Origin of the sequence: Halomonas sp. BN3-1, assembly GCF_003056325.1 — a bacterium.
GTDB lineage: Bacteria > Pseudomonadota > Gammaproteobacteria > Pseudomonadales > Halomonadaceae > Halomonas > Halomonas litopenaei.
In genome coordinates this window covers 38,966-53,375 of sequence record NZ_PYVV01000004.1, presented here as the reverse complement: position 1 = coordinate 53,375, position 14,410 = coordinate 38,966, and the positions used below count along the sequence as shown (strand labels likewise).

The following is a 14,410-nucleotide window of genomic DNA, read 5'->3' as shown; positions in this document are numbered from 1 at the left end:
CTCCCTTTCCAGGAGGGGCCGCAATGCTTGGCAAGGTCCGGCTTGGCTAGATCCGGCCTGGCTAGATACGGCTTGGCTAGATCCGGCCTGGCAAGATCCACCTTGGCTAGATTCAGCAGTGGCTCAGGGCAGGCGGGCCATGGGATACCGGGCCCGCCTGGCTTCACGCCTGGTCGCTGGCCGCCAGTAGCTCGCCATCGCCCAGGTCATCGAGGGTCGGGAAGTAGGTGCGGGCGATCGCCGTATGCAGCTCGGCAAAGCCCTGTTGCAGCACGTCGATAAAGTCGTGCAGGGCCTCGGGGGAGCGCACCAGGGCACGGACGTCGGCCTCGGCCACATCGGCCAGCACCAGCGTCGCCGTGGCCAGGGCGCGCTCATGTCGCGGCAGCGAGCGCAGCGCCCGGATGCTGTCCTTGAGACTGCGCGACACCGAACGCGGGAACAGGGAGTCCTGCACCAGGAAACGCAGCACGTCGGTGGCCCTGACCCGACAGCGCACGTGCTGTCGATACATCTGGTAGGCCGTCAACGACTTGAGCACACTCATCCACTGCAGGTGCTCGAACGGACGAATCTCGTCGCTGTCACGCTGCAGCAGGTTGGCCGAGCGCACATCGATGATGCGGGTGATCATGTCGGCCCGTTCGAGCTGGCGCCCGAGCATCATGAAGGTCCGTGACCCACCGTAGCTGAGGGTGCCCTCGATCAACCCGATCAACGTCTGACAGCCACGAATCACCAGCTTCAGGAAGCGCTCGCGACGACCCGGGCCGAGGCCCGCATCGGCGTGGGCACCGGCAGTCATGTAAAGCTGATTGATCTCTTCCCATACCTCCCGCGGTACCACGTCCCGAGTAGTACGCAGGTTCTCGCGGGCCTGGGCAAGGGCGGACAGGATCGAGCCGGAGTAGCGTCGGTCGGCACACAGGAACTGCACCACGTTGCGATCGTTGGGCTCGTCGTAGAGGGTCTCGAACACCTCGGCGCCCCCGGTGATATCGACCATCGCCGCCCATCCCAGCGGTTGGCGGTAGGGCATGTCGAGCATCAGGTGACTGGAAACGTTGATCAGCCGGGCGGTATCTTCGGCACGCTCGATGTAGCGGGCCATCCAGTACAGGTTTTCGGCGACTCTGGAAAGCATCAGCATGGTCTCAGTCCTCCCCCGTCTCGACGATCCAGGTGTCCTTGCTGCCGCCCCCTTGGGACGAGTTGACCACCAGCGAGCCCTTGACCAGGGCCACACGGGTCAAGCCACCGGTGGTGACGTAGGCGCCGTCCTGGCCCGACAGGATGAACGGGCGCAGGTCGACGTGGCGCGGCTCGGGCCTGCCATCGAACAGCGTGGGGGTGGTGGACAGGTTCAGCATGGGCTGGGCCATGTAGTTGCGCGGGTCCTCCTGGATCAGCCTGGCGAAGGCATCACGCTCGGCCTGGGAGGCCTGAGGCCCCATCAGCATGCCGTAGCCGCCGGACTCGTTGGCGGGCTTTACCACCAGTTCATGCAGGTGCTCCAGCACATAGCGGCGGTCTTCCTCGAGCATGCACAGGTAGCTCGGCACATTGGGCAGCAGCGCCTCCTGATCCAGGTAGTACTTGATCAGTTTCGGCACGAAGGCGTAGACCACCTTGTCATCGGCGACACCGGCCCCCGGGGCGTTGGCCAGCGCCACCTTGCCGCTGCGCCAGGCCCGCATCAATCCGGGTACGCCCAGTACCGAGTCCTTGCGAAACGCCTCCGGGTCGAGGAAGGCGTCGTCGACGCGGCGGTAGATCACGTCCACACGGGTCAGCCCCTGGACGGTGCGCATGTAGACCACGTCGTCGTCATCGACCAGCAGATCCGGCCCCTCGACCAGCTGCACGCCCATCTGCTGGGCCAGGTAGGCGTGCTCGTAGTAGGCCGAGTTGTAGATACCCGGGGTCAGCACCACCACCTGGGGATCGTCCCAATGGCGTGGCGACATGCCCGCCAGCATGTCGTAAAGCTGGGGCACATAGTCGTCGACCGGATGAATCTTGCCCGAGGCGAACAGCTCCGGCAGCACGCGCTTGGTCACGTTGCGATTCTCGAGCATGTAGGACACCCCGGACGGTATCCGCAGGTTGTCCTCCAGCACGTAGACGGTGCCGTCGCCACCACGCACCAGATCGGAGCCGCAGATATGCGCCCAGACCCCGTGGGGTGGATCGATCCCTACACACTGGGGGCGAAAGTTGACGGATTGCTCGAGTACCGCCGCCGGCAGCACGCCATCCTTGACGACCTTCTGGTCGTGGTACAGGTCGTCGATGAACAGGTTGAGCGCCTCGACCCGCTGCTTGAGGCCTGCCTCGGTGCGTCGCCACTCGTCGGCGGGGATGATGCGAGGCACGATGTCGAAAGGCCAGGCGCGGTCGATCATGCTGCCCTCGGAATACACCGTGAAGGTGATCCCCATGGTGCGAATGGCGATCTCTGCTGCGTTCTTGCGCTCTTCCAGCTCGTCAGGGGCAAAGCCCGCGAGCACGTTACACAGCATCTTGGCCGCCTCCCGCGGCATCCCGGGCGTCGCCACCAGTTCGTCATAGAACCCTGCGCAGTCGTACTGCTGCCAATCCACATGGCTCATCGGCACACCCTCGATTGTTTTCGGCATCCGGCGACCCGACAACGACGATGGCACCCCCGCCTTCGACCGTACCGGGTCCCTCCTTGCTGTATAGCAAGCTCTGTACCAGGCCGCCGAGAATAGGACACAGCGCCGCGCCTTCTCGCCGGACCGACGGGCGCAATTGAGCAGTTTGGACAAAAAGCGACCACTTGCTCCTGCCGAAAGTGCGCCACGAGCCAGCAAGAAGGGGCAGCGAGCACCGATCTGGTGCAATCCGGGCGGCACCTGGCGAGCGTGAGCGGCAGCTATCATCAGCCCTTGCGACGCCGGTCGAAAACCCCTGTTGCTGACAACGTCCACCTTTCGAGCTTGAGCAATCAGCAGGAGTCGGGTACATCTTGTCGCCACGGTTCGGGGGGGATATCGTCACCTTCTGCAACATTCGCCTACACCCAGGAGCCTCCTCGCTTCCCATGCCTGCCTCTTCTCGTTCCGCCCTCCCTGGCTCGTGCGCACCGCTGTCCTGCCCTGCTCAAGACAGCGGCGCCAGGCGGTGCCGTGTGGCCAGCCTTGGCAGGGGTGTCACGGCGGGATCCGGCAGATGATCTATCGACTTCGCCACACCACGCGCTACCACTACAGCGAGATCGTGACATTGAGCGAGAACGAGGCCTGCCTGATGCCCCGTGAGATGGCCTACCAGCAGGTTGCCTGGGCACATTTGTCGATCTCGCCGGGAGAGTCGCTACGCCAGAGCCGACAGGACGCCTTCGGCAACCATATCGCGCTGTTCGCGGTCGACACCCCCCATACCCAGCTCGAGATCACGCTGGAGGCGCAGGTCATGACCTCGCCTCGCGCCACACCACCGCAGGCCATCATGGGCTGGGAGCGGTGTCGAGAGCTGTTGGCAGACCGCCACCAGCCAGGTTTCCGCGAAGCACAGCCGTTTCTTGAAAACTCCGCCTATATCGAGCGCCGCCCGCTACTCGCCGCCTGGGCAGAAGACTGTTTTCCCGCTGGTGGCGATCTGGTGGACTGCGTGGAGCGCTTGAACCGTCGCATCCATGAGGAATTCCGCTACGACAGCGAGTTCAGCGACCTGGAGACGACACCGTCCCAGGTGCTCCAGCATCGCCGTGGGGTGTGTCAGGATTTCTCCCACCTGGCCATCGCCACCCTGCGCTCGGTGGGTCTGGCCGCGCGCTACGTCAGCGGCTACCTCGAGACGCTACCGCCTCCAGGACAGCCTCGACTGATGGGCGCCGACGCCTCCCACGCCTGGTTCTCCGTGCTGATACCCGGCTGGGGTTGGCTCGACTTCGACCCCACCAACGGTGTGCGCGCCGGCGAACGACACCTGTTGCTTGGCTGGGGCCGCGACTACGAGGACGTGGCGCCGCTCAAGGGCGTGGTGACCGGTGGTGGGCGCCAGCGCCTCGAGGTGGAAGTGGACGTTGTTCCCGCCGGGGAATTCGCGGCCACCGGACCGACCTCCGCCATCCCTGGCGATCACCCGGCAGCGCCGATAGCCGGCTGATTCGCTGTCCTTTATATTGCGCAGGCTCTGCCCGGCCTTGCCCTGCCCTGCCCACCGTCTTCTCAGGAGAGATTCCATGCAGGACCTGTTGATCTGGATTGCCACCGGCTTCGGCCTGGGCTATTCCCCCTGGGCGCCGGGGACGGTCGGCTCCCTGATCGGACTACCGGTCGCCTGGTGGCTGTTCCGGCTGCCGCTCGGCACGCGCCTGGCCGTTACCCTGACGCTCCTCGTGCTGGCCGTTCCCGTCTGCCACTTCGCTTCGATGTGGCTGGGCGGCGGCGACCTGCCCCAGATCGTGCTCGACGAATGGGTGGCCCTGCCCATCGCGGTGCTGGCCTTCTCGCGCTACCGACGACGCATCATCCTGCCGCTGGGCTATCTACTGTTTCGCCTGTTCGATATCTCCAAGCTGTCTCCGGTACGCGAGATCGAAGGTATTGGCGGGGGACTCGGCATCGTCGCCGACGACGCAATGGCGGCATTGTATGCAGCCCTCACCCTGATACTGCTGGTGCGCCTGACCCGCCGCTACTGGCAGCGAGATCCCGAGCAGTCCTCTTAAGCCAATAGCGGCCTGCCAATGCCGAGCGCTGCTTCCTATATCCACAGCCCTGACACAAAAAAACCGCCCTCGACGGGCGGCCAAACGGGACAGGGGTCTATCGAAACAGTGACCGGGGGAACTCGTGCCCGGCCTCTGGCGACCAGTGCAGCAGATGTTGCACTGGCGTCAGTCACTCAGCATCGGTTATTCAGGGATCAGCACGCTGTCCACCACGTGGATCACCCCATTGCTGGCCTTGATGTCGGACTCCACCACGGCGGCATTGCCTACGCTTGCCGAGCCTTCCTGGGCGTCGATGGCCATGTCGGTTCCCTGCAGGGTGGTCACCTCGGATGACTCCTCCAGTGACACTTCTCCTTCCACCATGTGGTAGGAAACGACCTCGACCAGACGTCGGTGGGAGGCCTTGTCGTCGCTCATCCACTCATCGAGTTGTCCTGGCTGCAGGGTACCGAAGGCTTCGTTCGTTGGAGCAAAGAGCGTATAGGTTTGATCTCCCTGTAGCGGCTCGTCGAGGCCAGCCTTCTCGACAGCATCAAGCAATGTCGAGAAACGTCCGTCGGCCTGGGCGACTTCGAGCAGATTGCGTGAGGGATCCTGCTGTTGCTGCTGATCCGCTTCGGCCACCCCGCCAGCGAGCAGCGCTACGCCGAGCACGCAGCTCGGCAGGAACGACGTTGCGGCAGACATTGCTTTTTTCATGCTCTCGCCTCCTTGCGGTGATTGCTCCGAGATGTCGCGTCGCCACTGCGCGCCTTCCGGGAACCTCTCTGTCGGGGCTGTTCAACCAGGACGACGCAGTTCATGTACAAAAATTAGATCAAGAACAAGTAACGTACAAGAAAAAGTTTTACGACAGCTTTCGTCACTCTGATCATCAAGGCGTCATCTTTTGACGTCATGATATGGGCGCTGCTCGGAAAGACGGTAATGACGGCGAAATGTCGATACGCTTCCGGCGACAGAAAACCTATACAATACTTGCATATCAAGCCTGGCGATGAGAACCTTTCGTACCGTTGAGGCTCGGCTAGGAGGGCCATACGCAGCCTCGCTTCCACAACGGAACGAACGACGGCACGTCATGCGCCAAGGAGGGCGACCCGTGTACTACCCGATTTCCTGTACCCGCTGTGGCCACGACCTGGCCAGCACACCGGGACCTGTAACGGCTCAGCCCAATGACTGGGAAGAGCTGAACTGCACCGAGTGCGGTGAGTTTCATGCCACCCTGGGCGCCTGGGAAGAACAGCAGACGCCCGACCGCCTGCGCTTTCTCAACAAGTCTCGCAGCCTGATGATGGCCATGCGACGTGAGCACGATGCCTTGATCGAGCAGCAGCACACCAAGGGAGAGCGAGTCGCATGATCACCGTCGCCCTGGACCTGAGCTGCACCATCTGTGGCCACTCCCGCTTCACGCTGCCTGTTGGTCAAGACGACGGCGACAGCGTTCACTGCGCCAACTGCACCGCCTACAAGTGCAAGGCCATGGACCTGGAGCGCGCGCTAATGGCGACTCTGCCAACGTCCATGCCTGCAGTACCGACTTCCTCTGGCGCCGCCCAGGCGGTACCCGCCTGAGCGATGGCTTGAGAGACAGCGTTTCAGCGCCCCGCTTTTCGCCGACGCGTCCTGGCGATTCACGCCGCCCCTTCCGGGGCGGCGTTTTTAATGGAAGGCAGCGTAGCCGCGTCTTTGCTTTCTTCCTTTCCTCCTTTCCCCCCTTGCCACCATGGCGGCGACTATCGAGACCACTATCGAGACCACTATCGAGACAGCTATCGAGGCAACTATCGAGACCAGTGCGGGCCACGGCCCAGGTTTGGGGTATCATTCGCCCGCTAGCGAACGGCCGTCAGGCTTCAACCTCCCCTAGAAGAGGACCAGCCCTCCGCGGTAACGCCACGCTCGCCGGCACTCTCACGCCCCCTGGACACGTGGCTCATGACGAGCCGGAGACCCCATGCAAGAGACCGCCCTTACCGACCCTTCTCCCAAGGCAAACCGTTTTGCCCGCACCCGCGCACTGCCGACCATTGCTCTGTGCGCCCTGATCTACGCCTCGACCCTGGCCGTCGGCTACCACATCAACGCGGCGGTGTTGACGATCCTCAGCATGATCGTGCTGTGCCTGCTGCGGATCCCCGTGGCCATCGCTCTGATCAGCGCCGCCATGCTAGGCGCGCTGCACGCCGGGCTGTCGATGAACGACGCCATCGGCGCCTTCAATGACAACCTGCTGGTCGGCGCCCAGGTCGGCCTGACCTACGTGATGATCGGCGCCTTCGCCGTGGCGCTGTCACGCTCGGGCCTGCTCGAACTGCTGGCCGATGCTATCTCGGCGCGCCTCGGCAGCGACGAGCAAAGTACCCGCAAGGGCGTGAAGTGGACGCTGTTCGGCCTGTTCATCGTCGCCTCACTGATGTCGCAGAATCTGGTGCCGGTGCACATCGCCTTCATTCCGATCCTGCTGCCTCCGCTGCTTGTGGTGCTCGATCGCCTGCGAGTCGACCGCCGCGCCGTGGCCTGCATCTTGGCCTGCTCGATCAGCGCCAGCTACCTGCTGCTGCCCACCGGCTTCGGTGCCATCTTTCTCAACGAGATCCTGCTGGCCAACGTCAACAGCGTCGGCGCGGACTACGGGCTGACCGCCACCGCCGACATGGCCCCCAAGGCCATGGCACTACCGGTGCTGGGCCTGGTCGCGGGGCTGCTGGTGGCCGTTTTTATCAGCTATCGCCGCCCGCGCGACTACGTCACACCAAGCACCACCGCCGCCGCCGCCAGGCCCGCCTCGCCGGCTCGCCTGAAGCCGCTACAGCTGGTCATCACCTTGGGAGCCCTGGCGGTGGCCCTGGTCTTTCAGCTCAAGTTCGACTCGCTGTTGCTCGGAGCCATGGTCGGTTTTCTGATCCTGGGGGTCTCCGGTATCTTCCGCTGGCAGGAGCAGGATGACGTCTTCACCGACGGGCTGCGGATGATGGCGCAGATCGCGGTCATCATCACCGTCGCCTCCGGCTTTGCCGGCGTGCTGACCGCCACCGGCGAAATCGAGCCTCTGGTAGCGGCGTCGGCCGAACTGATCGGCGGCAACATGGCGCTGGGCGCAGCGGTGATGCTGGTGGTGGGACTGTTCATCACCATCGGCTTCGGTGACTCCTTCGCCAGCGTGCCGATCCTGGCACCCATCTACCTGCCACTGGCGCTGACCCTGGGCTTCGACCCGCTGGCGGCGATGGCCTTGCTGGGCGCCTCGGCGGCCCTGGGCGACGCTGGCTCCCCGGCCTCGACCATCACCCTGGGCGCCACCGCCGGGCTTAACGCCGATGGCCAACACGACCATATTCGCGACAGCGTCATCCCCACCTTCCTGCACTGCAACATCGGCATGCTCGTGTTCGCCTGGATCGCCGCCATGGTGCTGTAATGCACAGCACCTGACACCAAGCCTCGCAGCAATGGCAAAGGCCACCCCTCGGGTGGCCTTTTGCACGGCACCAGGCCAAGCGCAGATAACAGGGCGCGGCCGTTCAGGCCAGCGATTGCGACTCTGCCACCTCGATCAAGCGTCGGACCGCCGGCAGGCTGGCATCCCTGCGCCAGACCAGCATCAGTGGCAGCACTATATCCAGATCCTCCAGAGGAAAGCTGACCACGCCTTCCGGGGCCCCGGCCATGGTCATTTCCGGCAATATCGTGCAGCCCATGCCCGCCGCCACCAGGCACAGCATGGTGGCGTTGTCGGTGCCTTCCTGCACCACGTGGGGGGTGAAGCCACGTCGCTGAAAGGCATGGATCAGCTTGTCGTGATAGACCGGTGTCGCGCTACGCTCGAACCAGATGAAGTCTTCACCGGCCAGGTCCGCCAGTCGAGAGGGGGGATGCTGCGCCAGGCGCGACCCTTCGCTGGCTACCAGCACAAGACGGTCTTCATAGAGGCAGTGGCTGTCGAGCTGATCATCATCGTCAGGGGGAAAGAACAGCATCCCCGCATCCAGCTGATGATGGCGCAGCGCCTCCACCTGGGGCGCGGACAGCAGCGACTGTACCTTGAGGCTGACGTCCGGGTAACGCTGGCGATACCCGTTGAGCAGCTTGACGATCTGAGGCACCCACAGGTGCATGACGGTGACGCCCAGACGCAGCTGTCCGAGCTGTCCATCGGCAATCCGACGAGCATCGAGCTTGGCGGTCTCGAACTCTCGCAACAGTCGTCGCGCTTCGCCGTGAAAGGCAACCCCCGCAGCGGTCAAGCTTACGCCCTGACGTGATCGCTCCAGCAGGGTGGCTCCCACCGACTCCTCCAGCAGCCTGAGCTGGCGGGTCAAGGCCGGCTGGGCCAACGGGATCTTTCTTGCCGCGCTGGAAATCGCGCCCTCCTCGACCACCGTCAGAAAGTAGCGCAGCTGCTTGAAGTCCATGTTCGATCCTTGTTGAGCGGGGCCACCACGCCAGTGCCAGGATTCACCCAAGTCGACGGCTCATACGGCAAATCCATACAATAAAAGCATGGAAATATAAAAATAATAATATTTTATCTATGACATACCGCCAACCATGATGAAGGACACAATCAACAAGCGTCCGGAATATCATGACCCAGCCTATCGACCCCACCTTCTTCGACGACCAACACAGCAGTCTGACCGAACTGCGCCAGCACTTTCATCGGCATCCGGAACTCGGCTTCAAGGAACACGCCACCTCCGCGCGTGTCTGCGATGAACTCGAGCGGCTCGACATACCCTTCGACCACGGCCTGGGCAGCACCGGTGTCGTGGCCACCATCAGAGGGCTTGGCCCCGACAACGGTCGCCGTATTGGCCTGCGCGCCGACATGGACGCGCTGCCGATTCAGGAGGCAAGCGACCACGGCCATGTCTCCGAAGTGCCTGGTGTCATGCATGCCTGCGGCCACGATGGCCACACCACCATGCTGATCGGCGCCGCTCGCTACCTCGCCCGCCACCGCGATTTTTCCGGCACCATCCAGCTGGTGTTCCAACCGGCGGAAGAAGGCCTGGGCGGTGGACGAGCGATGGTCGAGGAGGGGCTGTTCGAGCGCTTCCCCATGGATGCGATCTACGGCCTGCACAACTGGCCGGCTCTGCCCCTGGGGCAGGTGGCGATTCGCCCGGGCCCGATCATGGCCGCCACCGATCGCCTGGATATCTGCATCCGCGGCAAGGGCGGCCACGGCGGGGTGAACCCACACCTTTCTACCGACCCGGTCAGAATGGCCGGCGCTCTGATCCAGGCCCTGCACAGCGTGGTCTCGCGCGATGCCGACCCGCTGTCTCCAGCGGCACTGAGCTTGTGCGGCATCAAGGGAGGTGAACTCGACGGCTTCGCCATCATTCCCGACGAGGTCCGACTGAGCGGCACGGTGCGAACCCTCGACAGCGCTACCCAGGATCGCATCGCCGAGGCCATCCAGCGCACCTGCGATGGTGTGGCGGCGACCTACGGCGGCGAGATCGAGGTCGATCACCAGCGCATCTTTCCGGCCACGGTCAATCACCCGGCGGCGACCGACCACGTCATCGCCACCGCGAAGGAACTGCTGGGCGAGACCGCACTGGAGCGCGACGTGAATCCCAGCCTTGGTGGTGAAGACTTCGCCTTTATGCTCGAAAAGTGCCCGGGAGCCTACTTCTTCCTCGGCAGCGCCGAATCGGACACCACCCCGCCGCTTCATAACGCTCGCTACGACTTCAACGACGCCATCATTCCCGTGGGCAGCCGACTGCTGGTTGCCATCGCTCTTGGCGCCTTGAGCGACCATCGCTGAGGCGATGCCGACAACGACCACACTCAACAACAAGAGGTCTTCCCATGAACCACCAAAAAGGCATGCCTTCCAAGGGCCTGCTGATCTACTTCGTGCTGTGCACCCTGGCCATGGTGTGGCCGGGTGCGCTGATCGCCAATCGCATCGATCCGATGGTGCTCGGCATGCCGTTCTTCATGTTCTGGTACGTGGCCTGGGTCTTCGCGCTGTTCGTGGGCCTGTTGATCGCCTATCGCAAGGATACCGGCGAGGAGGCAGACCATGAGTGATTCTCTGCTGATCACCGCCATGACGGTGGGCTATCTGGTCATCGTGCTGCTGGTGGGCCTGCGCGCAAGGCGTGGCCAGGGCTCCTCGCTGGAAGGCTACGTGGCGGGCGGTCGCCATATGGGCCTGCTGGTGCTGTTCTTCATCCTCGGTGCCGAGATCTTCTCCGCCTTTGCCTTCCTCGGTGCACCGGGTTGGGCCTACAGCAAGGGCGCCCCGGCGTTCTACATCATCGCCTACCTGACGCTGGCGGTGATCGTGTGGTGGCTGATCGCGCCGCATATCTCGCGGCTGGGTCGCCGCCACGGCTTTCTGACCCAGGCCGAGTTTCTGTCGGCCTGCTACCCCACTCCAAAGAATGTGCTGGGCCTGGTCATCGGTGTCGTCAGCGTGCTGGCGATGATTCCCTACCTGACCATCCAGATCGCTGGCGCCGGCATGCTGTTCGAAGCGGCGACCTCTGGCACCATTCCGTTCTGGCTGGGCAGTCTACTGGCCTGCGGCGTGGTGGCCGCCTACGTCTACGCCAGCGGCCTTCAGGGCATCGGCTGGACCAACCTGATGCAGGGCCTGATGATGGTCGTCATCGCCTGGGCACTGGGGCTGACCACGGCCAAGCAGTTCTTCGGCGGCGTCGGTGAAATGTTCCAGCAGATCAAGGACCAGGCGCCGGAATATCTGACCATGCCCGGTGCCACCGGGATGGGCTGGGGCGCCTTCTCCACTGCGGTGCTGGTCAGCGCGCTGGGCTGCGTGATGTGGCCTCACATCTTCATGAAGTTCTACAGCGCCAAGGACGTCAGGACGCTCAAGCGTGTCTTTGTGCTCTACCCGCTCTACAGCTACCTGCTGGTACCGCTGCTGATCATCGGCTTCGCCGGCATCGTGCTGCTCGCCGACACGCCACTGGATTCGCCTGACCGGGTGCTGCTGACCATCGTGGTGGAACTCGCCGACCTGCCCGCCTGGGTGATCGGACTGGCACTGTCCGGCGCCTTGGCGGCGGCCATGTCGACCGCCGCCAACCTGGCCCACACCTCGGCCACCATCCTGGTACGTGACGTGGTCCAGTTCACGCCCAGGATGCGCGCCCTGCCCGAGCACAAGGCGCTGTCACTGACGCGCTACGGGGTCATCGCGATATCGCTGATGGCGTACCTGCTGGCACTGGCCAACCCCGGCTCGCTGGTCAGCCTGCTGCTCGGAGCCTACGGCATTATTGTGCAACTGCTGCCGATGCTGCTGGGTGCCCTGTTCTGGCGTCGCGCGTCCCAGACCGCGGCCTTTATCGGGCTGAGTGTCGGCGCCGTCATCACCCTGCTGCTGCAATTCGGCATCGATGCGCCTTTCGGCTGGCACCCGGGCTTCTGCGGGTTGGTGGTCAACTCGGCGATCTTTGTCGTCATCAGCCTGATGCGCAAGTCGCGCGAGTCTCGCTCGCCGGTCGAGTGCCTGTCACCCCAGGTCTGATAGACCCTCGTCGATGACCTGCTCCAAGCGCCAGCGGCCCGATACCGGGCCGCTGGTGTCGTGTCAGGTGACGCTGTCGCCCCCCGTGGCCACCCTCGCGTGTCTTCTCGTTTCCTCTCGTGGTCAGCCCCATCATTGATTTTATAGACACCTGGTCTAAAATCATTGCATGACCAATCCGACGATAGCCAGGCGCCGGGGGCGACCGCCGAAGACCGACTACAGCGTCGGCGCCACCCAGGGCGACGCCAGAGCGGCGCTGATCGCCAGCGGCCTCGAGACCCTGACCGAACACGGCTTTCTGAGCGCGGGACTCGACGGCATGCTCAAGCGTGCCGGGGTGCCCAAGGGTTCCTTCTATCACTACTTTGCCAGCAAGGAAGCCTTCGGCCAGGCGGTGCTCGAGCGCTACGCCCGCTATTTTGCCGACAAGTTAGACCGCCATCTGCAAGACGATTCCCGGCCACCGCTCGAGCGCGTGCAGGCCTTTGTCGACGATGCCAAGGCCGGCATGGCACGCCACGACTATCGCCGTGGCTGTCTGGTGGGCAATCTCGGTCAGGAGGCGGCTGGCTTGCCACCGGACTACCGCGAGCAGCTGATCGCCACGCTCGCCGACTGGCAACGACGTCTCGCCGCTTGCCTGGAAGAAGCCCGCCACCACGGCGATATCGCCTCCGACAGAGACCCTGACCGGCTGGCCGAGGCCTTCTGGATCGGCTGGGAGGGCGCCATCATGCGCGCCAGGCTGGAACGCAGCCCGCGCCCGATCGATGTGTTCACCGACAGCTTCTTTTCGAGCCTGGACACCCAACGCCAGGGTCGTCCGTCGCCATGAACTGAACTGAGCCGACCTGACTTGACAATAGTCCGACACTGAACCAAGAGCCCGCTCCTGCGGGGTCGTATACGGCGCCCTGATACTGCTTGCGCCAATTTATAGACAAACCGTCTAAAAAGGAGACCGCCATGTTCGACGCCATCGTGATCCGCAAGGAAGGCGACACTCAGAAGGCCGCCATCGAGGCACTTGATGACCAGGCCCTGCCCGAGGGCGACGTGACCGTGAACGTCGACTACAGCACCCTGAACTACAAGGACGGGCTGGCCATCACCGGCAAGGGCCCGGTGGTCAAGTCCTTCCCCATGGTCCCGGGCATCGACCTTGCCGGCGTGGTGGAAGCCTCGCAGCACCAGGACTTCCAGCCGGGTGACCGGGTGGTCCTGAACGGCTGGGGCGTCGGCGAGAAGCACTGGGGCGGGCTGGCCCAGAAGGCTAGGCTGAACGGCGACTGGCTGATCCCGCTGCCCGAAGCCTTCAGCACCAGAAACGCCATGGCCATCGGCACCGCCGGCTACACCGCCATGCTCTCGGTGCTGGCGCTGGAGCGCCACGGGGTGACCCCGGACCAGGGCGAGGTGCTGGTCACCGGCGCCAGCGGTGGCGTCGGCAGCTTTGCCATCACCCTGCTGGCCAAGCTGGGCTACGAAGTCGTTGCCTCCACCGGCAAGGTCGAGGAGGCGGACTATCTGAAGGCACTGGGCGCCACCTCGATCATCGACCGCAGCGAGCTCGAACAGCCCGGAAAGCCCCTGGCCAGGGAACGCTGGGCGGGTGCCGTCGACAGCGTCGGCAGCCACACCCTGGTCAATGTGCTGGCCTCGACCCGCTACGGCGGCACGGTGACCTCCTGCGGCCTGGCCCAGGGCATGGACCTTCCCGCCACGGTGATGCCCTTCATCCTGCGCGGCGTGACCCTGGCCGGCATCGACAGCGTGATGCAGCCCAGAGAAGTTCGCCTGGAAGCCTGGCAGCGCCTGGCCGAGCTGATGCCTGAAGAGCGTCTCGACGACATCGCCAGCGAGATCCCGCTGAGCGAGGCCATCACCACCGCAGAGCGCCTGATGGAAGGTAAGGTCAGAGGCCGCGTGGTGGTCGCCACCCGCTAGGCCCGATGACACGTGCCCTGCTGGCCGTCGCCGGCAGGGCGCCTGATGTTGCTTTCCTCGGCGCTTTCTCGGGCCTTACCTGGCGCTGTCATGGCTTCCTGCCGGCTCGCATACAGGCACCAGCACACCGCCACATATTCCATATGCGGAATTTTATTTCTACATAGGGAATTTTCTTGACGCCCTCAGGGTCGCTTCCTAGGCTGGTTTGAACTTGACGAGGAATC

14 protein-coding genes are annotated in these 14,410 nt (G+C 63.9%); 10 read left to right on the top strand and 4 right to left on the bottom strand.

From position 1 onward, the window contains the following. Positions 1-163 precede the first annotated feature (163 nt). Positions 164-1,150, bottom strand: a complete 987-nt coding sequence (locus C9F12_RS06890; protein ID WP_240184192.1) for an alpha-E domain-containing protein — start codon at positions 1,148-1,150, stop codon at positions 164-166. A gap of 4 nt (positions 1,151-1,154) precedes the next feature. Then, the gene (locus C9F12_RS06885; protein ID WP_108448415.1) at positions 1,155-2,612 is read right to left on the bottom strand and encodes a circularly permuted type 2 ATP-grasp protein; all 1,458 of its coding nucleotides are present in this window, start codon (positions 2,610-2,612) and stop codon (positions 1,155-1,157) included. A gap of 583 nt (positions 2,613-3,195) precedes the next feature. Between C9F12_RS06885 and C9F12_RS06880 the strand changes: the two genes are divergently transcribed. Together C9F12_RS06880 and C9F12_RS06875 are read left to right on the top strand one after the other, a co-directional pair. Next, the gene (locus C9F12_RS06880) at positions 3,196-4,134 is read left to right on the top strand and encodes a transglutaminase family protein (protein ID WP_108448414.1); all 939 of its coding nucleotides are present in this window, start codon (positions 3,196-3,198) and stop codon (positions 4,132-4,134) included. 76 nt (positions 4,135-4,210) lie between these two features. After that, complete coding sequence (locus C9F12_RS06875; protein ID WP_108448413.1) at positions 4,211-4,699, top strand: phosphatidylglycerophosphatase A; 489 nt, start codon at positions 4,211-4,213, stop codon at positions 4,697-4,699. A 186-nt stretch (positions 4,700-4,885) separates the two neighbouring features. Here the strand turns inward: C9F12_RS06875 and C9F12_RS06870 are convergent, their stop codons facing one another. After that, positions 4,886-5,404, bottom strand: a complete 519-nt coding sequence (locus tag C9F12_RS06870) for a fasciclin domain-containing protein (RefSeq protein ID WP_108448412.1) — start codon at positions 5,402-5,404, stop codon at positions 4,886-4,888. A gap of 403 nt (positions 5,405-5,807) precedes the next feature. Here C9F12_RS06870 and C9F12_RS06860 point away from each other — a divergent pair, with 403 nt between their 5' ends. The 3 genes from C9F12_RS06860 (at position 5,808) to C9F12_RS06850 (ending at position 8,132) form a co-directional block, all read left to right on the top strand. Further along, on the top strand, positions 5,808-6,071 hold the full coding sequence (locus tag C9F12_RS06860) for a hypothetical protein (protein ID WP_045992616.1): 264 nt from the start codon (positions 5,808-5,810) through the stop codon (positions 6,069-6,071). Beyond that, the gene (locus C9F12_RS06855) at positions 6,068-6,286 is read left to right on the top strand and encodes a hypothetical protein (RefSeq protein ID WP_108448410.1); all 219 of its coding nucleotides are present in this window, start codon (positions 6,068-6,070) and stop codon (positions 6,284-6,286) included. Before C9F12_RS06860 ends, C9F12_RS06855 begins: the two co-directional genes overlap by 4 nt. Positions 6,287-6,791: 505 nt before the next feature. Then, positions 6,792-8,132: a Na+/H+ antiporter NhaC family protein gene (locus C9F12_RS06850; RefSeq protein ID WP_205254648.1), complete on the top strand. Its 1,341-nt coding sequence runs from the start codon at positions 6,792-6,794 to the stop codon at positions 8,130-8,132. A 103-nt stretch (positions 8,133-8,235) separates the two neighbouring features. On the opposite strand, the gene C9F12_RS06845 is transcribed toward C9F12_RS06850, so the two are convergent. Next, on the bottom strand, positions 8,236-9,126 hold the full coding sequence (locus C9F12_RS06845) for a LysR family transcriptional regulator (protein ID WP_045992614.1): 891 nt from the start codon (positions 9,124-9,126) through the stop codon (positions 8,236-8,238). A gap of 173 nt (positions 9,127-9,299) precedes the next feature. Between C9F12_RS06845 and C9F12_RS06840 the strand changes: the two genes are divergently transcribed. The 5 genes from C9F12_RS06840 (at position 9,300) to C9F12_RS06820 (ending at position 14,183) form a co-directional block, all read left to right on the top strand. After that, on the top strand, positions 9,300-10,496 hold the full coding sequence (locus tag C9F12_RS06840) for a M20 aminoacylase family protein (protein WP_108448408.1): 1,197 nt from the start codon (positions 9,300-9,302) through the stop codon (positions 10,494-10,496). A gap of 44 nt (positions 10,497-10,540) precedes the next feature. Further along, entirely contained in the window at positions 10,541-10,765 is a 225-nt protein-coding gene (locus tag C9F12_RS06835; RefSeq protein WP_045992612.1) for a DUF3311 domain-containing protein, read from the top strand. Continuing rightward, entirely contained in the window at positions 10,758-12,233 is a 1,476-nt protein-coding gene (locus tag C9F12_RS06830; RefSeq protein WP_108448407.1) for a sodium:solute symporter family protein, read from the top strand. Before C9F12_RS06835 ends, C9F12_RS06830 begins: the two co-directional genes overlap by 8 nt. A 169-nt stretch (positions 12,234-12,402) precedes the next feature. Next, entirely contained in the window at positions 12,403-13,071 is a 669-nt protein-coding gene (locus C9F12_RS06825) for a TetR/AcrR family transcriptional regulator (protein WP_108448406.1), read from the top strand. A gap of 131 nt (positions 13,072-13,202) precedes the next feature. Then, entirely contained in the window at positions 13,203-14,183 is a 981-nt protein-coding gene (locus C9F12_RS06820; protein WP_108448405.1) for an MDR family oxidoreductase, read from the top strand. Positions 14,184-14,410: the final 227 nt, after the last annotated feature.